This window comes from Streptomyces sp. NPDC007983 (assembly GCF_042958345.1).
GTDB lineage: Bacteria > Actinomycetota > Actinomycetes > Streptomycetales > Streptomycetaceae > Streptomyces.
Window position 1 is genome coordinate 134,387 of the sequence record NZ_JBIBJI010000009.1, and the last position, 21,667, is coordinate 156,053.

Annotated in this window: 20 protein-coding genes and 2 pseudogenes; 2 read left to right on the plus strand and 20 right to left on the minus strand. The window is 73.0% G+C overall.

Going from position 1 to position 21,667, the window contains the following annotated elements; genetic code table 11:
* Positions 1-296: 296 nt before the first annotated feature.
* Positions 297-668: pseudogene (locus tag ACFZCY_RS27200) on the plus strand (peptidoglycan DD-metalloendopeptidase family protein); the annotation flags it as partial.
* A 407-nt stretch (positions 669-1,075) separates the two neighbouring features.
* Here ACFZCY_RS27200 and ACFZCY_RS27205 read toward each other — a convergent pair.
* The 18 genes and pseudogenes from ACFZCY_RS27205 to proS form a co-directional block, all read right to left on the minus strand.
* Positions 1,076-1,615: a TetR family transcriptional regulator gene (locus tag ACFZCY_RS27205; protein WP_391179281.1), complete on the minus strand. Its 540-nt coding sequence runs from the start codon at positions 1,613-1,615 to the stop codon at positions 1,076-1,078.
* A gap of 104 nt (positions 1,616-1,719) precedes the next feature.
* Complete coding sequence (gene whiG / locus ACFZCY_RS27210) at positions 1,720-2,553, minus strand: RNA polymerase sigma factor WhiG (RefSeq protein WP_009714726.1); 834 nt, start codon at positions 2,551-2,553, stop codon at positions 1,720-1,722.
* A 129-nt stretch (positions 2,554-2,682) separates the two neighbouring features.
* The gene (dprA, locus tag ACFZCY_RS27215) at positions 2,683-3,936 is read right to left on the minus strand and encodes a DNA-processing protein DprA (protein WP_391178614.1); all 1,254 of its coding nucleotides are present in this window, start codon (positions 3,934-3,936) and stop codon (positions 2,683-2,685) included.
* Positions 3,936-5,558 (minus strand): ATP-binding protein, encoded by a 1,623-nt coding sequence (locus ACFZCY_RS27220; RefSeq protein WP_391178616.1) that lies wholly within the window; start codon positions 5,556-5,558, stop codon positions 3,936-3,938. The genes dprA and ACFZCY_RS27220 overlap by 1 nt, the downstream gene beginning before the upstream one ends.
* Complete coding sequence (locus tag ACFZCY_RS27225; protein WP_391178619.1) at positions 5,559-5,918, minus strand: YraN family protein; 360 nt, start codon at positions 5,916-5,918, stop codon at positions 5,559-5,561.
* Between the two features lie 136 nt (positions 5,919-6,054).
* Positions 6,055-6,363, minus strand: a complete 309-nt coding sequence (locus ACFZCY_RS27230) for a DUF2469 domain-containing protein (RefSeq protein WP_009714730.1) — start codon at positions 6,361-6,363, stop codon at positions 6,055-6,057.
* Positions 6,364-6,402: 39 nt separating this feature from the next.
* The gene (locus ACFZCY_RS27235) at positions 6,403-6,921 is read right to left on the minus strand and encodes an NUDIX domain-containing protein (RefSeq protein WP_391178622.1); all 519 of its coding nucleotides are present in this window, start codon (positions 6,919-6,921) and stop codon (positions 6,403-6,405) included.
* Positions 6,914-7,669, minus strand: coding sequence for a signal peptidase I (lepB, locus tag ACFZCY_RS27240; protein WP_391178625.1), 756 nt, complete (start codon positions 7,667-7,669; stop codon positions 6,914-6,916). Before lepB (ACFZCY_RS27240) ends, ACFZCY_RS27235 begins: the two co-directional genes overlap by 8 nt.
* A gap of 91 nt (positions 7,670-7,760) precedes the next feature.
* On the minus strand, positions 7,761-8,801 hold the full coding sequence (lepB, locus tag ACFZCY_RS27245; protein WP_391179284.1) for a signal peptidase I: 1,041 nt from the start codon (positions 8,799-8,801) through the stop codon (positions 7,761-7,763).
* A pseudogene (lepB, locus tag ACFZCY_RS27250) lies at positions 8,683-9,790 on the minus strand (signal peptidase I); the annotation flags it as partial. The pseudogene lepB (ACFZCY_RS27250) and the gene lepB (ACFZCY_RS27245), both read right to left, overlap by 119 nt.
* Complete coding sequence (lepB, locus tag ACFZCY_RS27255; protein ID WP_391178627.1) at positions 9,783-10,619, minus strand: signal peptidase I; 837 nt, start codon at positions 10,617-10,619, stop codon at positions 9,783-9,785. The gene lepB (ACFZCY_RS27255) and the pseudogene lepB (ACFZCY_RS27250), both read right to left, overlap by 8 nt.
* Before the next feature lie 62 nt (positions 10,620-10,681).
* On the minus strand, positions 10,682-11,032 hold the full coding sequence (gene rplS, locus ACFZCY_RS27260) for a 50S ribosomal protein L19 (RefSeq protein WP_123106328.1): 351 nt from the start codon (positions 11,030-11,032) through the stop codon (positions 10,682-10,684).
* 132 nt (positions 11,033-11,164) lie between these two features.
* A complete protein-coding gene (trmD, locus tag ACFZCY_RS27265; RefSeq protein ID WP_391178632.1) occupies positions 11,165-12,007 on the minus strand; it encodes a tRNA (guanosine(37)-N1)-methyltransferase TrmD in 843 nt (280 codons plus the stop codon).
* On the minus strand, positions 12,004-12,555 hold the full coding sequence (gene rimM / locus ACFZCY_RS27270) for a ribosome maturation factor RimM (RefSeq protein ID WP_391178635.1): 552 nt from the start codon (positions 12,553-12,555) through the stop codon (positions 12,004-12,006). The genes trmD and rimM overlap by 4 nt, the downstream gene beginning before the upstream one ends.
* A gap of 83 nt (positions 12,556-12,638) precedes the next feature.
* Entirely contained in the window at positions 12,639-12,878 is a 240-nt protein-coding gene (locus tag ACFZCY_RS27275; RefSeq protein ID WP_003958958.1) for an RNA-binding protein, read from the minus strand.
* Between the two features lie 2 nt (positions 12,879-12,880).
* Entirely contained in the window at positions 12,881-13,324 is a 444-nt protein-coding gene (rpsP, locus tag ACFZCY_RS27280; RefSeq protein WP_361485955.1) for a 30S ribosomal protein S16, read from the minus strand.
* Between the two features lie 155 nt (positions 13,325-13,479).
* Positions 13,480-14,073 carry a hypothetical protein gene (locus tag ACFZCY_RS27285; RefSeq protein ID WP_361485958.1) on the minus strand — a complete coding sequence of 198 codons (594 nt, stop codon included), beginning with the start codon at positions 14,071-14,073 and terminating at the stop codon, positions 13,480-13,482.
* Between the two features lie 248 nt (positions 14,074-14,321).
* Positions 14,322-15,737: a proline--tRNA ligase gene (gene proS / locus ACFZCY_RS27290; RefSeq protein ID WP_391178639.1), complete on the minus strand. Its 1,416-nt coding sequence runs from the start codon at positions 15,735-15,737 to the stop codon at positions 14,322-14,324.
* Positions 15,738-16,055: 318 nt separating this feature from the next.
* On the opposite strand from proS, the gene ACFZCY_RS27295 reads away from it, so the two are divergent.
* Positions 16,056-16,901: a methyltransferase domain-containing protein gene (locus ACFZCY_RS27295; RefSeq protein WP_391178641.1), complete on the plus strand. Its 846-nt coding sequence runs from the start codon at positions 16,056-16,058 to the stop codon at positions 16,899-16,901.
* A gap of 67 nt (positions 16,902-16,968) precedes the next feature.
* Here ACFZCY_RS27295 and ffh read toward each other — a convergent pair whose 3' ends face one another.
* Positions 16,969-18,531, minus strand: coding sequence for a signal recognition particle protein (ffh, locus tag ACFZCY_RS27300; protein WP_391178643.1), 1,563 nt, complete (start codon positions 18,529-18,531; stop codon positions 16,969-16,971).
* A gap of 605 nt (positions 18,532-19,136) precedes the next feature.
* The gene (locus tag ACFZCY_RS27305) at positions 19,137-21,644 is read right to left on the minus strand and encodes a [protein-PII] uridylyltransferase (protein WP_391178646.1); all 2,508 of its coding nucleotides are present in this window, start codon (positions 21,642-21,644) and stop codon (positions 19,137-19,139) included.
* Positions 21,645-21,667 lie beyond the last annotated feature (23 nt).

Here is a 21,667-nt window from a genome sequence, read left to right on the forward strand (position 1 = left end):
CGCGCCTGCCACGAACGAGGGCCCTGTCAGGGGCTCGTCCGAGGACCGAGGGGCGCGGCCGCCGTGCTGCCGATACGTGCTCGGGGCGCGGGCGGCGGGGCGTGCGAAGTCGATCCGGTGACCCGGATCGCCATAAGAAGTGTACGGGACCCGTGCGGCGCCGGGTGACGGCGATATCCACAACCCGTGGGTAGTCCCCAGTTCGCGTCCATGATCCACCGGATGCGCCGGTTGGCGTCACCGTGGATGACATGCGACGGCTTGGTGCGGTGTGGGCTCTTGCCCTGTGCTTTCTGATGTTTCCGGTCCTGGTCCCGGCCGCGGTGGCGGCGCCGGGTCCGGACGGCCGGTCATGGCCGGTGGCCGGACCGGAGGGGGCGCCACGGCCCTCGGTGCTGAGGGCGTGGCGGCCGCCGCCCGCGCCGTGGGCGGCGGGTCATCGCGGGGTCGATCTGGCGGCGGAGGCGGGTCAGCGGGTGCGGGCGGCGGCCGCGGGGCGGGTGAGCTTCGCGGGGCCGGTCGCGGGGCGCCGGGTGCTCACCATCGAGCTGTCCGGGACCGGCGAGCCCCCGCTGCGGACCTCCTACGAACCGGTGCGGGCCACCGTGACCAGGGGCGCGCGGGTGGCGGCGGGGCAGGTGGTCGGGGTGATGGAGGCGGGGCCGTTCCACTGCCCGGCCGGTTGTCTGCACTGGGGGCTGCGGCGCGGGGACCGCTATCTGGATCCGCTGTCGCTGCTGCCGCCGTCGATGCTGCGGGGCGGGCCGTCCCGGCTGTTGCCGGTCTTCGGCGTTCCGCCCGCCGCCCAGGGGTCTGCGGCGGCGTCGCTCCCGAGGGCCGGGGTGCGGCCCCGCCTGGCGGCCACCGCGTCCTCCACCGGCACGCCGGACCTGGCGGCGCCCCTGGCCCTGGCGGCCGCGGCCGCCTGGGCCGGGCGCCGCCTCCGCGGCCGGGTCGGCGTGGCGCGCCGGATGCGCCGCGCCCACAGCCGGTTCGGGGGCGCGCCCGGGTGGCCACCGGGGTCGCCGGGGCCACCACCGGATGGATGGTCCGGCGCGGCGGGGCGGGCGCGGGATCAGCCCCGCACGCCGCCCAGGGCCATGGCGACCGCCGCCTCCGTGATGTGCTCGGGGTCCTCGGCGGCTCCCAGCTCGATGCGGCGGACCGCGGCGTCCACGACGCCCTGCAGCAGCACCGCGGCGAGCCGGGGCTGCTGATGGCCGAGCGCGCCGAGGGCCTCGACCACCATGCAGATCAGCCCGCCGTGGGCGGCGCGGATCTTCTCGCGCGCACCCGCGTCCAGCTCGCCGGCCGAGATCGCCACCACGGCACGGTGGCGGCGGTCGCCGACGAGAGCGAGCTGGCGGCGCACATAGGCCTCGACCTTCGCCTCGGGCGTACCGGCCTCCTCCATGGCGGCCTCCACCTCGGCGGCCCAGACCGGGAAGTCGACGGCGCACAGCTCCTCGACCACGGCCGCGCGGGAGCGGAAGTACTCATAGACGGACGAGCGGGCGAGGCCCGTGCGCTCGGCGAGTGCGGGGAAGGTCAGCGCCTCCGTACCGCCCTCGGACAGCAAGGAGCGGGCGGCCTCCAGCAGGGCGCCGCGCTGCATCGTCCGGTGCTCGGCCACTGAGGCCGCTCGAATCCTGGGCACGTCACCACTCTACGGAGACGTCACGGCGACGTCACCGTGGCGGTTGATCCCGGCGGGACGATTCAGCGTCCGACGTCGGCGAGTTTGGCGCGCAGCTGGAGCACGGACTTGGTGTGGATCTGGCTGACCCGGCTCTCGGTGACCCCGAGGACCTGGCCGATCTCGGCCAGGGTGAGCCCCTCGTAGTAGTAGAGCGTGACCACGGTCTTCTCCCGCTCCGGAAGGGTGTTGATGGCCCGGGCGAGCAGCCTGCGCAGCTCCCGGTCCTCGGCCACCTCGACCGGGTTGTCCGCGGCGGTGTCCTCCAGGGTGTCCATGAGGCTGAGCCGGTCGCCGCCCTCGCCGCCCACGTGCAGCAGCTCTTCCAGGGCGACCACGTTGGCGAGCGACAACTGGCTGAAGACCCCGTGCAGTTCGTCGACGCTGATGTCCATCTCGGCGGCGACCTCGACCTCGGTGGGGGTGCGCCGCAGCGCCGCCTCCAGCGTGGCGTACGCCCGCTCGACCGCCCTGGCCTTCTGGCGCACCGAACGCGGGATCCAGTCCAGCGCCCTCAGTTCGTCGATCATCGCACCGCGGATGCGGGTGATGGCATAGGTCTCGAACTTGATGGCGCGCTCGGGGTCGAACTTCTCGATGGCGTCGATGAGTCCGAAGACACCGGACGAGACGAAGTCGGCCTGCTCGACGTTGGAGGGCAGCCCGACACTGACCCGCCCGGCGACGTATTTCACCAGGGGCGAGTAGTGCAGGATCAGCTGCTCCCGCAGCCGCCCGTCGCCCGTGGCTTTGTACGACCGCCACAGCTCGTCCAGCGAGGACGGTGCCGCGGGGCGCACCGCGCCGCGGGCAGCGGGCGGCGCCGCGCGGTCAGACCCGGAGATGTGCTGGGGCATTCGTCGCCTTGAGCCGTTCTGCCATGACATGGGTGAGGACGTACGCTTCCACCGGAAACCTTGTGAGCGTAGCGTGACTGCGACGTCGCGGTATGCGAAGGGCAGTGGCTCGACGGTGCGCGGATACGGTCATCGCCTCAACCCTTTCACCCGATTGCCCCGATTTGGGGGATCGCCTCGCCGTGTGCCGTCACTCCGGCGTGCGGGCGGCGCCAACTGCCAGCGGTCGCCATGGCGTTCGACGAAACCCAGGGCGAGCAGTTCATAGAGGCGGCTCACGGCCTCTTCACAGCTCGTCCCGGAATCCCTGGCCACCTCGCGTCCGTCGTTGCCGCCCTGTGCCGACAACGCTTCCAGCACCCGTGCCGTCACGGGATGGAGCAGGTCCCGCTCGACGAGGGGCCCTTCCCGGACAGGGGCGAGGTCCCCGATGCCGCCGATCAGCTCGACGACTTCGTCGGGGTCGGTGACCAGCACGGCCTCGCCGCGCAGCAGTTCGTGGACCCCCGCGGAAAGCCCGCTGGTGACCGGGCCGGGCACTCCCATGGTGGACCGGCCGAGCTGTTGTGCCCGGCGCGCGGTGACCAGCGATCCGCTGCGGTATTCGGCCTCGATGACGACCGTGCCGCGGGTGAGTGCGGCGATGACCCGGTTGCGCAGCACGAAGCGGCCGCGGGTGGGATGCGCTCCGGGCGGCAACTCGGCCAGTACCAGACCCTGTTCCGCGATGCGCTCGATCAACTCGGCGTGCCCCCGCGGATAGGGGGTGTCCACCCCGGAGGCGAGCACGGCGACGGTGGCCCCGCCCGCGGCGAGCGCCCCACGGTGCGCCGCGCCGTCCACCCCTTGGGCCGCGCCGGAGACCACCACCCAGCCCCGCTCGGTGAGCCCGGCACCCATCGTCGCCGCGACATGCGCGCCGTAGTCGCTGCAGGCGCGCGCCCCGACGACCGCGACCGAGCGCAGCGCCCACATGCGCAGCGACGCGGGGCCCCGCACCCATAACCCGACCGGGCGGGCGTCCCCGAGATCGTCGAGCTGACCGGGCCATTCCATGTCCCCGGGGCAGACGAACCGCCCCCCACGGGCCGCGATCAGGTCGAGGTCGGCCGCGGGGTCGAGCCCGGCGGCCCGCAGCGCGCATCCGGCCAGCCGCTGCGGGCTCGCCCCGCGCGGCGGCGGGGCCTCACCGGTGAGCGCCCGCCACAAGGCCACCGGCCCCAGCCGCCGCAGCCAGCGCCCCACCGCCTCGTCGCCGGGCTCCACGAGCCGGGTGAGGGCCGCGCGGGCGAGCCGCTCCTCGCCGTCCACGCCCGGCCCGGAGTCCCTGACGGGCGGCATTCCGGGCGCCGTGGCGGGGACTCCCGCCGGGCAGGCGGCCATCAGTACTCCCCCGCGCCGACGGGCACCCCGCGGGTCACCCCGGTACGCAGCTGAAGTGCCCGGGCGATGTCCGGCGCCAGTGGCCGGTCGTGCCCGGCGAGGTCGGCGACGGTCCAGGCGACCCGCAGCACCCGGTCCAGGCCGCGGGCGGTGAGCAGCCCGCGCTCCATGTCCCGCTCGGCCTCCCGGAGCGCCCCGGGACAGGCCTGCCAGCGGGTGCGCAGCTCATGGCCCGGCACCTCGCTGTTCAGCCGCCAGGGGGTGTCCGCGAGGCGCGCGGAGGCCCGCTCCCTCGCCTCACGCACCCGGGCCGCGACCGCGGCCGTGCTCTCCGCCGGGCCGCCCGCCCGGGTCAGCTCGGCCCGGCTCACCGCCTCGACGTGGACACGCAGGTCGACGCGGTCCAGCAGCGGGCCGGAGAGCCGCGACTGGTAGCGGCGGACCGTCGAGGGCGAGCATTCGCAGCCGTCCCCCAGCAGCCCGTGGCGCCCGCAGGGGCAGGGGTTGGCGGCCAGCATGAGGAGGAAGCGGGCGGGCATGCGCATCATGCCCGCGGAACGGGCGACCACCACATGGCCGGATTCCAGGGGCTGGCGCAGGGCGTCCAGGGCCCGGCCGCTGAACTCGGGCGCCTCGTCCAAAAAGAGCAGCCCCCGGTGGGCGAGGGAGACCGCGCCCGGCCGCGGCAGCCCGTTGCCACCGCCGACCAGGGCGGCCATGGTCGCCGAGTGGTGCGGTGCGCAGTACGGGGGCGTCTCCACCAGGGGCTGGCCCGGCGGCAGCACCCCGGCCACCGAGTGCACGGCGGTGACCTCCAGCGCCTCCTGCTGGGTGAGCGGCGGCAGCAGCCCGGGCAGCCGCTCGGCGAGCATGGTCTTCCCGGCGCCCGGCGGCCCGATGAGGAACAGATGGTGGCCCCCGGCGGCGGCGACCTCCAGCGCGGTGCGCGCGGCCCGCTGCCCGGCGACCTCGGCCAGATCGGGCCGCCCCACCCCGGCACCGGGGAGCGCGGCCACGCCGGTGCCCATGCCCGCGCCGGGCATGGTGAGCCCCGCCAGCATCGGATCGGGCCGCCCGGCTTCCAGCGGCTCGTCCTCCTCGGGCACCGGTTCGTCGGTGAGGACCGCGATCAGCTGGCGCAGGCTCCGCACGCCGAGCACCGAGACGCCGGGAACCAGGGATGCCTCGGCCGCGGTCTGCTCGGGGACGACGACCTGCCGGTATCCGGCCTCGGCGGCCGCGAGCACGGCGGGCAGCACCCCGCGCACGGGCCGGACCCGGCCGTCCAGGCCCAGCTCCCCGATCATCATCAGATCGGCGATCTCCCGTGGATCGATGCGCTCGGCGGCGCCGAGCACGGCGCAGGCCACGGCCAGGTCGAAGCCGCTGCCGCCCTTGGGGACGGACGCCGGGCTGAGCCCGACCGTGAGCTTCTTCTGCGGCCAGGCGGCGTCGGAGTTGACCACGGCGGCGCGGACCCGGTCCCGGCTTTCGACCAGGGATTTGTCGGGCAGGCCGACCAGGGTGAAGGCGGCCACGCCGGGCTCCAGATCGGCCTGGACCTCGACCACCACGCCCTCGACCCCGACCAGCGCGACCGAGCAGGTGCGGGCGAATCCCATTCAGGCCACCCCCCGCAGATGCTCGACCACGGGCGCGCCCCGCCGCGGCAGCACCACGCCCACCAGGTCGATCCGCACACCTCCCGGCGGCGGCCCGCCGTGCCGCTCCAGCCAGCGCTCGGCGAGCCGTCGCAGCCGGTCGGTCTTGCCGGGCCTGACCGCCGCCGTCGGCGGTTCGTAACCCTCCGCGCGGCGCGTCTTGACCTCGCAGACGACCAGTGCCCCGGCGTCCAGCGCGACAATGTCGATCTCACCGTCCCGGCACCGCCAGTTGCGCTCCAGGACGGCCATCCCGGCCTCGACCAGCCGGCGCGCCGCCAGATCCTCGCCGTAGCGGCCCAGTGCTCCCCGGGCGTTCATTCGGCACCACCTCCGGCACCGACTGTGACGCGCCCGCCCCGAATTCAGGGATCTTGGTGGATTTCTGTGGACGACCCGGCGCCGGTGGACAATCCGGCCACCCGGAAGAGTGAGTCAGCCCCGGAAGACCGGCAGGTCAGCCTCCCGGAAGATCGAGGTCGCTCTTGTTCAGCTCCTCGATATTCACGTCCTTGAACGTGAGTACGCGTACCTGCTTGACGAACCGCGCCGGTCGGTACATGTCCCAGACCCAGGCGTCCGCCATCGACACCTCGAAGAAGACCTCACCCTGGACGGAGTGCACCTGCATCTCGTAGTCGTTGGTGAGATAGAAGCGGCGCTCGGTCTCGATCACATATTTGAACAGACCGACGACATCGCGGTACTCCCGGTAGAGCTTCAGCTCCATCTCGGTCTCGTACTTCTCGAGGTCCTCGGCGCTCATGGCATGTTCCCCTTCAGCCGTGCGTCCCCCCATTGTGCGTCAGACGCGCTCAGTCTCCAGGATCACCGGTGTACTGGGCGGTCCCTCGTCGAGCAGCGTACGCAACAGTTCCACGAGCCGGGTCGGGTACACCGGCTCGGCCGCCCCGGCCAGCTCCTCCACGGTCCACCAGCGCAGCCCCGCCACGCTGCGCCGCTCCAGCTCCGTCAGCCCCTCCGGGCGCGTCGTGGTCTGCTCCGTACGGGCCAGGTAATACCACTCGTCCTGGTCCCAGCGACGGCCGAAGAACGGGAAGGAGCAGGTGCGCCGCCACAGCAGCGGGCCCAGCCGGACCTCGGTGATCCCGGTCTCCTCCGCCAGCTCGCGCAGGGCGGCCTGCTCGCGGCTCTCGTCGCCCTCCAGCCCGCCGCCCGGGGTGAACCACCAGGTCAGCGAGGGGTTGTCCGGTTCGAAGCCGTGCAGCAGAAGGATCCGGTCCCGCGGGTCGAGCAGGACCACCCGGGCGACCTTCCGCAGCGGCGTCGCATCCGCGCCGGTCTCTTCGGCCCCGTCAGCCACTGGCCGCCACCTTCTCCCGCGTCTCGTCCCGCCGGGCGGTGCCGCCTCCCATCCGGCGCGCGACCGGCCCGTAGGCCGCACCTCCCAGGATGAGCACGGCGCCGGTCAGGACCGAGACCGATACGAGCCGGAGCGGGCCGGGCTGCGAGACGCCGCCCGGCAGTTCCTTGAACACCTCCGGGCGTCCCATCATGCCGAAGGACCCCAGCGGCCAGGCGGTGGCGTCCACCCGGGCCGTCACGGCGCCCGTGGGGACGGCTCCCCGGCTGCTGTCGGTGAGGTGCGTCCGGGAGTCGAGGGAGTCGCTGCGGTGGTCGCCCATGAGGAACAGGCTCCCCTTGGGCACGGTGGTGGTGAACCGGGTCATCGAAGCCGGTTCCTTGGCCTGAAGATACGGTTCTTCGAGTGTCTTGCCGTCCACGGTGATGCGGTTCTGCTTGTCGCAGCAGACGACCTTGTCGCCGCCGACCCCGATGACCCGCTTCACCATCGGCAGGGCGCCCCAGACCTCGTCCTGGAAGACGACCACATCGCCGCGGCGCACCTCGCCCCCGTCGATGCGCTCCGCGAGCACCCGGTGGCCCTTGCCGATGGTCGGCGACATCGAATCGGTCGGGACGCTGTACGGCTTGTAGAGCACCGCGCCCCAGGCGAAGCCGCCCAGGAACAGCACACTGCCGACGGCCACCGCCAGCCCGGACAGCACGGCGCCCAGCCTGCTGCCCCCCGCCCCTCGGGCATCGCTCATTCCAGTGCTCCCACCGTGTCCCGCAGACATAGAAGGTCATGTTCCGCATGCCCTGTGGCACGAGATCGCACCTTACCCGCGGTACGGGGCGTCAGTCAGCCGTCCCCCGCACCTTCGCCGTCAGCCTGCGACGACGCCACAGCACGAGCGGCACCGCGCCCGCGAGCCCGAGCGCCGAGGGGGCCAGGGACGCCGCCGCGCTCAGCCCCGGCTGGTCGAAGGTGTCCGGAATCGACAGGGTGGACCAGCGGTTGACCGGCCAGGCCACCACGATCGCGCGCCCGACGACGTCGTCCACCGAGACGGTGCCGTTGTGCAGGTTCTGGTGGTAGCGGGAGTCCAGCGAGTCCTGGCGGTGGTCGCCCATCACCCAGATCCGGTCCTTGGGCACCTTGACCGGGCCGAACGGCTTCTCGTCACAGGGCGTGTTCCCGGGGAAGATGTACGGCTCGTCCAGCGCCTTGCCGTTGACCATCACCTTGCCGCCGCGCTTGCACGAGACCGTGTCCCCGCCGACCGCGATGACCCGCTTGATCAGGTCCTTCTCATCGGCGGACGGCATCAGGCCGACCTTGCTGAGCGCCTCCTGGATGCCCTCGGCGATCGGGCCCGAGTCCTGGGTCTGGGTCTCGCCGAGCCAGCCGCCCGGATCGTGGAAGACGACCACCTCGCCGCGCTCCGGCTTCGAGCCGAACCAGGGGGTGAGCTTGTCCACCAGCACCCGGTCGCCCCGCTGCAGCGTGTTCTGCATCGAGTCGGACGGGATCGAGAAGGCCTGCACCAGGAAGGTCTTGATCAGCAGCGCCAGCACCAGCGCGATGAAGATCAGGATCGGCAGCTCCTTCCAGAAGGAGCGCACCTTCCGCCCCTTCGCGGGCCGCCGCCCGGTCCCGGGCTCCGTGCCGTCCTCCTCGGAGCCGGTCTCCCGCTCCGCGCCGGGCCCGGTCCCGGGCCCCGGCCGGGGTGGTCCGGGAGGGCCGGAGGGCGGCGCCTCAGCCGGTCCGGCCGTGGGAGCGCCTCCCGCTTCCGGGGCCGCCCCGGGCGCTTCCGGTGCCTGGTCCGCGGTCCCCTCTCCCCTCGTACCGGGCCGCCTTTCGGGCTCTTCGTGACCGGATCGCGCGCCGACCGCCAAGTCCCCCACATTCACTCCTCACGCCGCTGCCGCCTGCTCCACGAACGGCGCAGGCCCACCACTCCCATAACGAGCGGGAGTTCCGCAGGGGTCGGGAGCTGGATCATTCCTTGCTGATCCATGGGGGACAGCCTATGCGGCGCACCGCTCGCCTGTGTCGCCCCACTCGGCGCGTCCCGCACGGACGCATACGTTCCGGGCTCGTCCAGCTGCCGCATATGGCCGAACGGCCACGCGATCACCACGGCGCGGCCCACCACGCTCGCGTCCGCGACGGTGCCCTGGTACGCCTCGTCGAGGTGCACCCGGGAGTCCGCCGAATTGGACCGGTGGTCACCCATCATGAACATCCGCCCCGCGGGGACGGTCACCTTGAACTTGCGCTGCGAAGGCGGATTGCCCGGGTAGAGATACGACTCGTTCAGCGGCGTCCCGTTGACCGTGACCCTGCCGTTCGTGTCACAGCATGCCACCGTGTCCCCGCCGACCGCGACCACCCGCTTGATCAGGTCCTGCTCGTCCGACGAGGGCAGCAGGCCGATGAAGGTCAGGAACTCCTTGCCCTGCTTGATGACCGGCGGATCGTCCTCGGGCGGCTTCCGCTCATCCTCCAGCCAGCCGCCGGGGTCCTTGAACACCACCACGTCCCCGCGCGTCGGCTTGGAGCCGAACCACGGGGTGAACTTGTCGACCAGCACCCGGTCGCCGATCTTGATCGTCTGCTCCATCGAGCCGGACGGGATCACGAACGCCTGCACCAGGAAGGTCTTGAGGACCAGCGCGATCACCAGTGCCACACCGATCAGGATCGGTATCTCCCGCACGGCGGACCGGCGTCTTCTGCGCTTGATCCGCTGCTGCACCCGGCGCCGCTCCGCACGGGTGGCGAGCCGCCGCTGTCCCGGCTCGCGCGGCGGTGCGGCGGGGGCGGAGGCGGGGCCGAGACCCGGCCGGCGGGCGCCGGAACGGGGGCGTCCGCGGTTACCCATGCGCACCGCCCGGGACCGTGCCCCCCGTCCCGCCCGGCCCGGGGACATGTGCGAAGGCTCCCTGGCCCCGGATGGCGGACCACCGGCCGAACGGCCAGCCGATCCAGTCGGCCCGCCCGATCACCTGGTCCACGGGGACGGTGCCGCCGCCCGGCTCGCCGAGGTGGTCGCGGGAGTCCCGGGAGGCGCTGCGGTGGTCGCCCATCACCCACAGCCGCCCTTCGGGCACGACGGTGTCGAACGGCACCCGCGAGGGGCTGTCCCCGGGGTACAGATAGTCCTCGTTCACGGGCCGGCCGTTCACCTCGATCCTCCCCCGCTTGTCGCAGCAGGTGACCCGGTCACCGCCGACGCCCACCACGCGCTTGATGTAGTCGGTCTCGGCGGGCTCGGCGAGGCCGACCGCCGCGGCCGCCTCGCGCAGCACACCGGTCACCGGGTTCCCGGACGGCTCCTCCTGGAGGAAGGAGCCGGTGCCGTCGAAGACGACAACGTCGCCGCGGCGCGGATCGTCCCCGAAACGGTAGGCGAGCTTGTTCACCAGCACCCGGTCCCCGGGGCGCAGGGTGTTCTCCATGGAGCCGCTGGGAATCTGGAACGGCTGCACCACGAACCCGCTCACCAGCAGGACCAGCGCCATGGAGGCGGCCGCGAGGAGCCCGGCCCGCCGCCACGGCCGGTCGCCGGCCGGCCACGCCCTCGGGCGCCCGGCGGGCGGCTGCTCCGCGGAGGGCTCCTCCGGGGCATGCGAAGAGCGCGATCGCTCCTCGTGCTCCGGGTCGGAACAGGAGGAGCGATCGCGCTCCGCGAGCCGTCCATCGATGTCCATCGGGCCAGAGCCTATCCGGCCCGGCCGGGACATCCGACGGGAGCTCAAGTGTCGAGCAAAACTCAGCTGGTGCGCTTCTCCTTGATCTTCGCGGCCTTGCCGCGGAGGTCACGCAGGTAGTAGAGCTTCGCACGGCGCACGTCACCGCGGGTGACGACCTCGATCTTCTCGACGATCGGGGTGTGCACCGGGAAGGTGCGCTCGACGCCGACGCTGAAGCTCACCTTGCGGACGGTGAAGGTCTCACGCACGCCGGAACCCTGGCGGCGGATGACGACACCCTTGAACTGCTGGACACGCGAGCGGTTGCCCTCGATGACGCGGACGTGGACGTTGACCGTGTCGCCGGGGCGGAAGGTCGGGATGTCGCTGCGCAGCGACGCGGAGTCGACGTTGTCGAGCAGGTGAGACATGATCGTCTGCTTTCCTCGCTGATGCCACAGGTCATCAGCGGCATATCGGAATGTTGATGGGAGTGCCGCCCTCATCGGGCGAGCGTCGGTCCCCCTGTGGCAGGGGCGCACACCCGGACGTACGGCAGCGGCCTATTCTTCCACGGCCCGGTCCGGCCGCCCAAATCGGGCCCGTCCCCCGGTTTCGCCCGCCCCGGGCAGCTCCTCCCAGCCCAGCTCGGCCAGGAGCGCCCGGTCGTGCTTGTCGAGCGTCGCCGGGTCGCAGCGCTCGATCAGGTCGGGGCGGTGGGCGCTGGTGCGGCGGAACGCCTCGTCCCTGCGCCACCGGGCGATCTTGCCGTGGTGGCCGCTGACCAGCACCTCCGGGATGTCCCGGCCGCGCCACTCGGGGGGCTTGGTGTAGACGGGCCCTTCCAGCAGATCGGCCATCGCGCCCGGGGCGAAGGAGTCGTCCCTGTGCGACTCGGCGTTGCCCAGCACCCCGGGCAGCAGCCGGGCGACGGCCTCGGTGATCACCAGGACCGCGGCCTCGCCGCCCGCCAGGACGTAGTCGCCGATGGAGACCTCGTGGATCTCCAGCCGCTCCCCGTACTCCTCGATCACCCGCCGGTCGATGCCCTCGTAGCGCGCCGGGGCGAAGACCAGCCAGGGGCGCTCGGAGAGCTCCACCGCGAGGGCCTGGGTGAACGGGCGGCCGCTCGGGGTGGGCACCACCAGCGTCGGCTTGGGCAGCCCCTCGCCCTCGCCGGACGCGATGACCGCGTCCAGCGCCTCGCCCCAGGGCTCGGGCTTCATGACCATGCCCGGGCCGCCGCCGTACGGGGTGTCGTCCACCGTGTTGTGCCGGTCGTGCGCCCAGGAGCGCAGGTCGTGCACGCGGACGTCCAGTACGCCGCGGGCGCGCGCCTTGCCGACCAGCGAGACGTTCAGCGGCTCGAGGTACTCCGGGAAGATCGTGACGACGTCGAGCCTCATGACGACGGCTCCTCACGGCCGGTGGCGATCTCCGCCTCGTCCTCGTCCAGCAGTCCCGGCGGTGGGTCGATGACCGCGCGCTGCTCCTCCAGGTCGATCTCCGGCACCATCTCGGAGACGAAGGGGATCATCACCTCGCCGCCGTCGGGCCGCTTCACGATCAGCAGGTCCTGGTACGGCAGATGGGAGATCTCGGAGATCCGGCCGACCGCCGTACCGTCCACGGTGACCACGTCGAGATCGATCAGCTGATGGTCGTAGAACTCCTCGGGGTCCTCGGGGACCTCCTCGGGGTCGACCTCCGCGATGAGCAGGACGTTGCGCAGCGCCTCCGCGCCCGTACGGTCCCGCACTCCCTCGAAGCGCAGCAGCAGCCGGCCGCTGTGCACCCGGCCGGTCTCGATGGTCAGCGGGCCAACCGACGCGGGCTCGGTGGCCAGCACGGCGCCGGGGCCGAGCCGCAGCTCGGGCTCGTCCGTGCGCACCTCGACGGTGACCTCGCCCTTGATGCCATGGGCACGGCCGATCCGCGCGACAACCAACTGCACGATGCATGTCCCTTTCACGCACACGGGCCGGGGACGGCCCAAAGCCCTCCCCGGCCCGTGCCGGTGCTCCTGTTGATCGCCTCTCAGCTGACCTGATCCACGTCGACGAGGTCGACGCGGATCCCACGGCCGCCGATGGCGCCCACGACGGTGCGCAGCGCGCGGGCGGTGCGGCCGTTACGGCCGATCACCTTGCCCAGGTCATCGGGGTGCACCCGGACCTCGAGCACGCGTCCGCGACGCAGGTTGCGCGAGGCGACCTGCACGTCGTCGGGGTTGTCGACGATGCCCTTCACCAGGTGCTCGAGGGCTTCCTCGAGCATCCTCAGGCCTCGGTCGACGCGGTGGACTCAGCGGCCTCGGCCGCCTCGTCCGACTTCTTCTCGGACTTCTTCGCCTTCGGGGTGATGGCCTCACCCTTCGGCTCGTCACCAGCGTCCTTGGCCGCGGCCTCGAACAGGGCGCGCTTGTCGGCCTTCGGCTCGGCGACCTTCATCGGAGCCGGGGCGGGCAGGCCCTTGAACTTCTGCCAGTCGCCGGTGACCTTCAGGATGGCGAGCACCGGCTCGGTCGGCTGGGCGCCGACCTTCAGCCAGTGCTGCACACGCTCCGAGTCGACCTCGATGCGCGAGGGGTTCTGCACCGGGTGGTACAGGCCGATCTCCTCGATGGCCCGGCCGTCACGGCGGGTACGGGAGTCGGCGACGACGATGCGGTAGTGAGGCGAACGGATCTTGCCCAGACGCTTCAGCTTGATCTTGACTGCCACGGAAGTGGTGTCTCCTGGTCTTGACGTGGTTGAGCACTGCGACGTGCCGCGTGGGGTTGCGGTACCCGAGTGCCCGATGGACGCGTCAGCCGGAGGAGAGAGGGGTCCTGGTCGGCTGTCGAGTACAGCGGACCATTCTGCCACACCGTGACCGGTCAGCCGACCGCGGCCACCGCGTCCGGAATGCGGAACGGCTTCCCGCAGCCGCCGCACATGATGGGCGCCTGGGCCAGCACCGACGGAACGACGCGGACGTTGCGCCCGCAGTCGCACACCGCCTTGACCCGGACCCCGCCCCCGGACGAACCGTGCCGCGCCGCGGGGCCGCGGAAGGCTCGGGAGGTTTCGGCCCCGGTCGCGACCGTGTGTGCCTTGAGGGCGCGGTGCAGCCGCTCGATCGTGGTCCGATAGCGCTTTCTCGCCTCGGGACTGAGAGTGACCAGCGAGAAGCCGCTGCTGGGATGCGGCTCCTCGGAGTGGTCGAGACCCAGCTCCTCGGCGATCGCCAGGAACCGGCGGTTGTGGTAGCGGCCGGCGCGCGAGGTGTCACGGACACCGCGGGCGGCGGCGATGCCGTGGACTGCCTCGTGCAGCAGCCGTTCGAAAGAGAGCTCGGCGCCACATGCGGACGACGACTCTCCGATCAGCGATTCGGGCGCGGCTAGATCCGGCAGCTCGGGGTGGTGCCGTTGAATATCGGCCCACGCCTGTGCCAGCTCTGCGGCGAGTACAGGTGGTGTCGTGCTCACGTCGTGCTAACGAGCGGGAGCCACCCGGTGTTCCGATTCCGGGGCATCCCAAATAATTTGCACGTACCAGTCAGTTCAGCGCTGATGCGTCGCGACGAGGGCGGGTGCGCACATGCATGGATGAGCCGCCCACGGCGCACCAAGGCGGTACGTACCGCCTCGTACGGCCCGGCCCGTAGACACCGGCCCGCGGACACCGTCCTTGGCACCGGCTCGTAAGGCCCCGCGCCACTCGGCAGGCGCGCCGCTCAGTAGGCGCGCGCCACGTAGGCGACGTTACCTGGCGCGTCATCGGCGTCCGGCACCGCCCCGTCCTCGGTGACCAGACACCGTACGGACACCGCCCGCTCGGCGAGCACGGCCTCGCCCTCCGGGCCCAGGTCGGCCCACCGCACGCGCGCCCAGCCGCCCGCGGCCGCCGCCTCCGCGGCCTCCTCCACGGTCCGCGCCTCCACCGTGCGCGCCGTGCGGCGCTCCCGCGCCTGGCGCAGCAGCAGCGCCTGGTCCTCCTCCAGCGCCTTCGGCACCACATCGGCCAGCAGGTCGGTGCGCGCCGGTTCCTTGCCGCCCGGGATCCGCCGGGCGAGTGTGGCGGTGCCGGCCTCCAGGTCGCGCGGGCCGATCTCGACGCGCACCGGTACGCCCCGCAGCTCCCAGTCCACGGCGCGGCGGCCGAAGGGGAGGTCGGTGCGGTCGTCGACGTGGACCCGTACGCCCGCCGCCGCCAGCCGGTCGCCCGTCTCGCGGACCGCGGCCAGCACCGCGGGGTCGCCCTTGACCGCGAGGACGACGGCCTGGACCGGGGCCAGCCGGGGCGGCAGCCGCAGCCCGTCGTCGTCACCGTGCATCATCACCAGCGCGCCGATCATGCGGGTCGTGCTGCCCCAGGAGGTCTGCCAGACCAGCTCCTGCTCGCCATCCCTGGACAGATAGCGGGTGCCGAAGGCGCGGGCGAAGTTCTGGCCCAGCTCATGGCTGGTGCCCAGCTGCAGCGCCTTGCCGTCGCCCATCATCCCTTCGAGGGTGAGGGTGTTGACGGCGCCCGCGAAGCGCTCGCGGGCGGTTTTGCGCCCCAGGACGACGTCCATGGCGAGCACGTTCTCCATGAAGTCTGCGTAGACGTCGCGGTGGATGCGGGCGGCGAACTCCCGGGCGTCCTCGTACGTGGCGTGGGCGGTGTGGCCCTCCTGCCAGAGGAATTCGGTCGTCCGCAGGAACAGCCGGGGCCGCAGCTCCCAACGCACCACATTGGCCCACTGGTTGATCAGCAGCGGCAGATCGCGGTAGCTCTGCACCCACTTGGAGAAGTACTCGTTGACGATCGTCTCGGAGGTGGGCCGGACCACCACCGGCTCCTCCAGCTCCTTGCCGCCGCCGTGGGTGACGACCGCGAGTTCGGGCGCGAAGCCCTCGACGTGCTCGGCCTCCCGGGTCAGGTACGACTTCGGGATGAAGAGGGGGAAGTAGGCGTTCTGGACGCCGACCGCCTTGATCCGGGCGTCCAGGTCGCCCTGCATCCGCTCCCACAGCCCGTATCCGTACGGTCGGATGACCATGGTGCCGCGCACCGGACCGTTCTCGGCCAGCTCGGCCTTGTTGATCAGATCCTGGTACCAGCGCGGGAAGTCCTTCGCGCGCGGGGTGAGAACGGGGGCTTTGGCCATGCGGCCGATCGTACGGCGGCGGCGCGGCCCACCGCGGCGAATATCGCCCGGGGCGGTCGCGGCGCCCCGGGGCGGGCGCGGGAGCGGGGCGGATGTGAAGTCGCGCGGGGGCGCACGGAGGGGGCACGCAAGCACGGCCGTGAAAGCTCTGGACGCGGGGACGGATGCGGAGTTCCCTGGCATACGGGGGTGGGACGCGACAGAGCGGGTGCCCTGTGGAACAGCCCTGCACAGCCCTGCAACATCCACACGGCACCCTCTGGCGCACAACGGCGGATCTGACGACGGCACTGCTCTTCGCTGATTGGGGCCCTTTCGATGACATCTACGCTCGTACGGCGGCACCGCCCGCACCCCTCCACGCCGAGCACGGCGGACCCCCATGCCCGCGCCCGCGACTGGGCGGAGATCCAGGAGCGGATGCTGGTGCCGCTGTACGAGGCCGTCTACGGACGGCTGGACGTCGGCGCCGGAACGCGGCTGCTGGGCCTGGGCTGCGGGGCGGGGCTCGCCCTTCTCATGGCGGCCGGGCGGGGCGCGTCCGTCTGCGGGGTCGACACGGACGAGGGGCGCCTCGCGCTGGCGCGGGAGCGGCTGGGCGACCCGGTGCGGCCGGCCGATCCGGTGCGGCTGGGGCTCGGCGGCCCGGAGTCGGCACCGGTGTCCGGCTTCACGGTGGTGACCGCCTTCGAGCCGCTGCCCGCCCCGGCGACGGGCAGCCCCGGCGGGCCGGCCGCGGCGGCGTCCACGCTCACGGCGGCCGCCGCGCTCGCCGAGCGCGGCGGGGCGGTGGTGCTGGCCGGGTGGGGCCCGCCGGAGCGGTGCGCCACCTCGTCGGTGCTGCGGGTGGGGGCCCGGCTCGCCGACCCGATGTGCGCCCCGGGGCGCTGGCGGCCGTCCGGCCGGGACGACCTGGAGACCCTGGCCGAGCGGGCCGGGCTGCGGCCGGACGGATCGGGGCGGGTGGCCTGCCCGTTCGGGTACGCCGACCTGGACAGCGCGGTGCGCGGGCTGCTGTCGACGGGGCTGTTCGACGCGGCGGAGCGGGCGACCGACCCGACGCAGGTGCGCAAGGAGATAGCGGAGGCGCTGCACCCGTATCAGCGGGCGGACGGGACGGTGTGGATGCCGAACGTTCTGCGGTATCTGATCGCCCGGGTCTGAACATACGGGTGCGCGGGCCCCTGCCTTCCGTGGCAGGGGCCCGCGCACTCGGTGTTCCGCGGGCGGTTCAGCCCATGAACTTCTTGAACTCGTCGGGGAGTTCGAAGTCCTGGCCGCCCTGACCGCCGCCGGGCATGCCGAACGCGCCGCCCTGCTGGCCCGCCTGCTCACGGCGGGCCGCGGCGGCCTGCTCGTCGGCCTTCCGCTTCATCGGATTGCCGCTGCGCTGCTTCCCCTTGACCTTCTTCTGCTGCTTGCCCTTGCGCTTGGCGCTGCCACCCGCACCCGGCATGCCCGGCATCCCGGGCATCCCCGGCATGCCGCCGCCCTGGGCCATCTTCGACATCATCTTGCGCGCCTCGAAGAACCGCTCCACCAGGTTCTTCACCGCGCTCACCTCGACGCCGGAACCACGGGCGATACGGGCGCGGCGGGAGCCGTTGATGATGTGCGGGTCCTGGCGCTCGCCCGGCGTCATCGACTTGATGATCGCGGCCGTGCGGTCCACGTCCCGCTCGTCCAGATTGTTGATCTGGTCCTTCATCTGACCCATGCCCGGCAGCATGCCGAGCAGCTTGGAGATGGAGCCCATCTTGCGGACCTGCTCCATCTGCGCCAGGAAGTCGTCGAGCGTGAACTCCTTGGGGCCCTTCGCCAGCTTGGCCGCCATCTTCTCGGCCTCTTGCTGGCTGAAGGTCTGCTCGGCCTTCTCGATGAGGCTGAGCATGTCGCCCATGCCGAGGATGCGGGACGCCATGCGGTCCGGGTGGAACGCGTCGAAGTCGTCCAGCTTCTCGCCGTTGGAGGCGAACATGATCTGACGGCCGGTGACGTGCGCGATGGACAGCGCGGCACCGCCGCGCGCGTCGCCGTCGAGCTTGGAGAGCACCACACCGTCGAAGCCGACGCCGTCGCGGAACGCCTCGGCGGTGTTCACCGCGTCCTGGCCGATCATCGCGTCGACGACGAACAGGACCTCGTCCGGGCTGACCGCGTCGCGGATGTCCGCCGCCTGACGCATCAGCTCCTCGTCGATGCCGAGGCGGCCGGCGGTGTCGACGATCACGACGTCGTGCTGCTTGGTCTTGGCGAACTCGACCGAGTCCTGGGCCACCTTCACCGGGTCGCCGACGCCGTTGCCCGGCTCCGGCGCGAACACCGCGACGCCGGCGCGCTCGGCGACCACCGAGAGCTGGTTGACGGCGTTGGGGCGCTGGAGGTCACACGCGACGAGCAGCGGCGCGTGGCCCTGCCCCTTCAGCCAGCGGCCCAGCTTTCCCGCGAGCGTCGTCTTACCGGCGCCCTGCAGACCCGCGAGCATGATGACCGTCGGGGGCTGCTTGGCAAAGCGGAGGCGGCGGGCGTCGCCGCCGAGGATGCCGATCAGCTCCTCGTTGACGATCTTGATGACCTGCTGGGCGGGGTTCAGCGCCTGGGAGACCTCGGCGCCGAGGCTGCGCTCCTTGACCTGCTTGATGAACGCCCGTACGACGGGCAGCGCGACGTCCGCCTCGAGCAAGGCGATCCGGATCTCGCGTGCCGTCGCGTCGATGTCCGCCTCGCTGAGGCGGCCCTTGCCCCGGAGGTTCTTGAAAGTCGCTGCGAGGCGATCGGAGAGGGTATCGAACACGGTGGTCGCGAATCCTTCGGTCGGATGTCGGGTCGGCGGTCGGCCTCCAAGGGTATCCGCACGCCGCGGTAACGGTCTGCCCCCGGGCGGGCGCCGCTCGGACGGAGCGTGTCTTTCCCCACCCCGCCCCTTCCCGAACCGGGGCTCCGCCCCGTCCCCCGGCGGGGGCTCCGCCCCCACACCCCCACCGGGGCTCCGCCCCTGGACCCCGCTCCTCAATCGCCGGAGGGGCTGGGGCTGGGGCATCTCCGCCCCCGAACCCCGCACCTCAAACGCCCGAGAGGCTGGGAGTGAGGCATCCCCGCCCCCGAACCCCGCACCTCAAACGCCCGAGAGGCTGGGAGTGAGGCATCCCCGCCCCCGAACCCCGCACCTCAAACGCCCGAGAGGCTGGGGTGGGGTGTCTCTGCCCCCGGGCGCGGCTGCTCAGGTGCCGGAGAGGCTGGGCGGTACGCCCGAAGGGGCTGGGCATGTGACCTGGTTGTGGGCCATCGTTCCGCAGAGGGGCACCCCCAGCGGTAGCTGGAGGAGGAACGGGTGGGCACAACCCGGCCACCGGCCCGCACCCCCAACGAAACCCCAGGGGGCGGCGCTGAGGCGGGCCGTCAGCGGAGGGCCTGCTCCACTTCTCGGGCCACCTCCGCCGCGCGCATCGGTGCCAGGGGCGCGGCGGCGGCGTCCGTGACGTAGAACGCGTCGACCGCGTTCGCGCCCAGCGTGCTGACGTGGGCGCTGCGGACCGTGACGCCGGCGGCCTCCAGGGCGCGGCCGATGCGGTGGAGGAGGCCGGGGACGTCCTGGGCGCGGACTTCGATCACGGTGGCGAGCTGCGAGCTGCCGGGTGCGACCGTCACGCGCGGCGGCGGGGCGTGGACGCCGCGGCGGCGCGGGTACTTGCGGTAGGCGGCCTCGCGCTCGGCGAGCCGGGCGACGATGTCGAGGGAGCCGTCCAGCGCCCGGAGCAGATCGTTCCGTAGCCGGGCGGCCTGGGGCAGCGAGCCGTATTCGGCCGCCACCCGCCAGCTCAGCAGCAGGACGCCGCGGTCCGCCCCGTCCAGTTCCGACGGCAGGTCCACGGCGCGCAGGTCGGCCGCCCGGACCGTGAGCCGGTGCAGGGCCAGCACCCCGGCGGCGGCGGCCAGTACGCCGGACTGGTCGGGGACGGCGATCAGCAGCTCGACACCGATCGGTTCCGGTTCCGCCGTCTCGTCGCCCGGCGGCAGCGCCTCCGGGCGGGCGTGCAGGGCCAGTACGGGGCCGCCGGTGCGCCGGGCCTCGATGGCGAGCCGTTCCTGTTCGGCCGTGATCTGCTGCGGGGCGTCCGGGTCCGGCGCGGGCTCCCCCGCGAGGACGGCGGCGACCCGCTTGACCAGGTCGGCGACGAGCGCGCCGCGCCAGGCGCTCCACGCCGCGGGTCCGGTGGCCAGCGCGTCGGCCTCGGTGAGGGCGTGCAGCAGCTCCAGGGTGCCGGGGCCGCGGACCGCTTCGGCGACCGCGTGCACGGTGGCCGGGTCGTCCAGGTCGCGGCGGGTGGCGGTCTCGACGAGCAGCAGATGGTGGCGTACGAGGGTGGCGAGGACGGACACATCGGCGCGGTCGAAGCCGATCCGGGCGGCCAGGTCCCGGACGATCGTCTCGCCCACCACCGAGTGGTCGCCGGGCCAGCCCTTGCCGATGTCGTGCAGCAGCGCGGCCACCAGCAGCAGGTCGGGGCGGCCGACGCGGCGGCTGAGCGCGCTGGCGCGCACGGCGGTCTCGACGAGATGGCGGTCGACGGTCCAGCGGTGCACGGGGTTGCGCTGCGGGCGGCAGCGCACCCGCTCCCAGTCCGGCAGCAGCCGCGTGATCAGGCCCTCGGCCTCCAGCGCCTCCCAGACGCCGACGGTGGACTCGCCCGCGCCCAGGAGGGTGACCAGTTCCTCCCGCGCCTCGGGCGGCCAGGGCACCGGCAGCGGGCGCGCGGCGGCGGCCAGCCGCCGTACGGCGTGCAGCGACAGCGGCAGGTCCGCCTGGGCGGCGGCCGCGGCGGCCCGCAGGGGGAGCACGGGGTCGCGCTCGGGGCGCGCGGCGCGGGCGAGCACCACCTCGCCGTCCTGCTCGACGACGCCCTCGGCGAGCGGGCTGCGCTCCCCCGGGGTCTGCGCGGAGCCGGAGCCGCCGCGTCCGCGGCCCCCGAGCAGTCCGCGCAGCCGCGGCCGGCCGGCCGAGCGGGCGCGCAGCACCCGGTCGACCTCGCGCCAGGTGACATCGCTCGCGTACGCGATGGTCCGGGCCGACTCGTAGACCTGGCGCAGCAGGGCGTCGGCGTCCAGCAGGCCGACCGCGGTCGCGATCTGGTCCTGTTCCTGGAGGGAGAGCCGGTCGGCGGCCCGGCCGGTGGCCAGGTGGAGCGCGTCGCGCGTGTCCAGCAGCCGCCTGCGGGCCTCGTCCAGACCCTCGCGGGGCGCGTCGGCGAGCCAGGAGGCGGCGATGGCGCGCAGCGCGGTGGCGTCGCGCAGTCCGCCGCGGGCCTCCTTGAGGTCGGGTTCGAGCAGGAACTGCAGCTCGCCGTGGCGCTCGGCGCGCTCCTGGCACAGCTCGCGCAGTTCGGGCAGGCGCGCCGGGGCCTGGGCGCGCCAGTCCGCGAGGACGGTGGTGCGCAGCCCGGCGGTGAGGGCGTCGTCTCCCGCGAGATGGCGGGCGTCCAGCAGGCCGAGCTGGACCTTCAGGTCGTCGGCGGCGGTCTTGCGGGCCTCGTCGGGGGTGCGCACGGAGTGGTCGAGGGCCAGCCCCATGTCCCATACCGGGTACCAGACGTGGTCGGCGAGCGCGGCCAGGGCCGAGGAGTCGGCGGAGCCGTCGTGCAGCAGGACGACGTCGAGGTCACTGCGCGGGGACAGCTCGCCGCGTCCGTATCCGCCGACCGCCACCAGCGCCACGCCGCCGGTGATGCCGGAGGCCTCGGCGCCGCCGTCGAGCAGCGCGGCCAGCCACTGATCGGTGAGCCCGGCGAGCGCGCTGCGGCGCGGTGGCCCGGACCGCGACTCCTCCTGGAGGAGTCGCAGCCGGGCCGCCGCGTAGCCGCCGGGGCCCGAGTCGGTGGTCCCTGTCCTTGGCTCGGCGCTGTCCGTCAACTCGGCTGCTCCCTGTCAGCTGG

Excerpts from the sequence above, each read along its gene's own strand:
- ACFZCY_RS27230 (WP_009714730.1), bottom strand. The coding sequence starts at position 6,363 with ATGAGCGCCGAGGACCTCGAGAAGTACGAGACCGAGATGGAGCTGAAG.
- lepB (WP_391178625.1), bottom strand. The coding sequence starts at position 7,669 with ATGAGCGATGCCCGAGGGGCGGGGGGCAGCAGGCTGGGCGCCGTGCTG.
- ACFZCY_RS27295 (WP_391178641.1), top strand. The coding sequence starts at position 16,056 with ATGACATCTACGCTCGTACGGCGGCACCGCCCGCACCCCTCCACGCCG.
- ACFZCY_RS27275 (WP_003958958.1), bottom strand. The coding sequence starts at position 12,878 with ATGCTCGAGGAAGCCCTCGAGCACCTGGTGAAGGGCATCGTCGACAAC.
- lepB (WP_391178627.1), bottom strand. The coding sequence starts at position 10,619 with ATGGACATCGATGGACGGCTCGCGGAGCGCGATCGCTCCTCCTGTTCC.
- ACFZCY_RS27220 (WP_391178616.1), bottom strand. The coding sequence starts at position 5,558 with ATGGGATTCGCCCGCACCTGCTCGGTCGCGCTGGTCGGGGTCGAGGGC.
- ACFZCY_RS27225 (WP_391178619.1), bottom strand. The coding sequence starts at position 5,918 with ATGAACGCCCGGGGAGCACTGGGCCGCTACGGCGAGGATCTGGCGGCG.
- ACFZCY_RS27205 (WP_391179281.1), bottom strand. The coding sequence starts at position 1,615 with ATGCAGCGCGGCGCCCTGCTGGAGGCCGCCCGCTCCTTGCTGTCCGAG.
- whiG (WP_009714726.1), bottom strand. The coding sequence starts at position 2,553 with ATGCCCCAGCACATCTCCGGGTCTGACCGCGCGGCGCCGCCCGCTGCC.
- proS (WP_391178639.1), bottom strand. The coding sequence starts at position 15,737 with ATGGCCAAAGCCCCCGTTCTCACCCCGCGCGCGAAGGACTTCCCGCGC.
- dprA (WP_391178614.1), bottom strand. The coding sequence starts at position 3,936 with ATGGCCGCCTGCCCGGCGGGAGTCCCCGCCACGGCGCCCGGAATGCCG.
- rplS (WP_123106328.1), bottom strand. The coding sequence starts at position 11,032 with ATGTCTCACCTGCTCGACAACGTCGACTCCGCGTCGCTGCGCAGCGAC.
- trmD (WP_391178632.1), bottom strand. The coding sequence starts at position 12,007 with ATGAGGCTCGACGTCGTCACGATCTTCCCGGAGTACCTCGAGCCGCTG.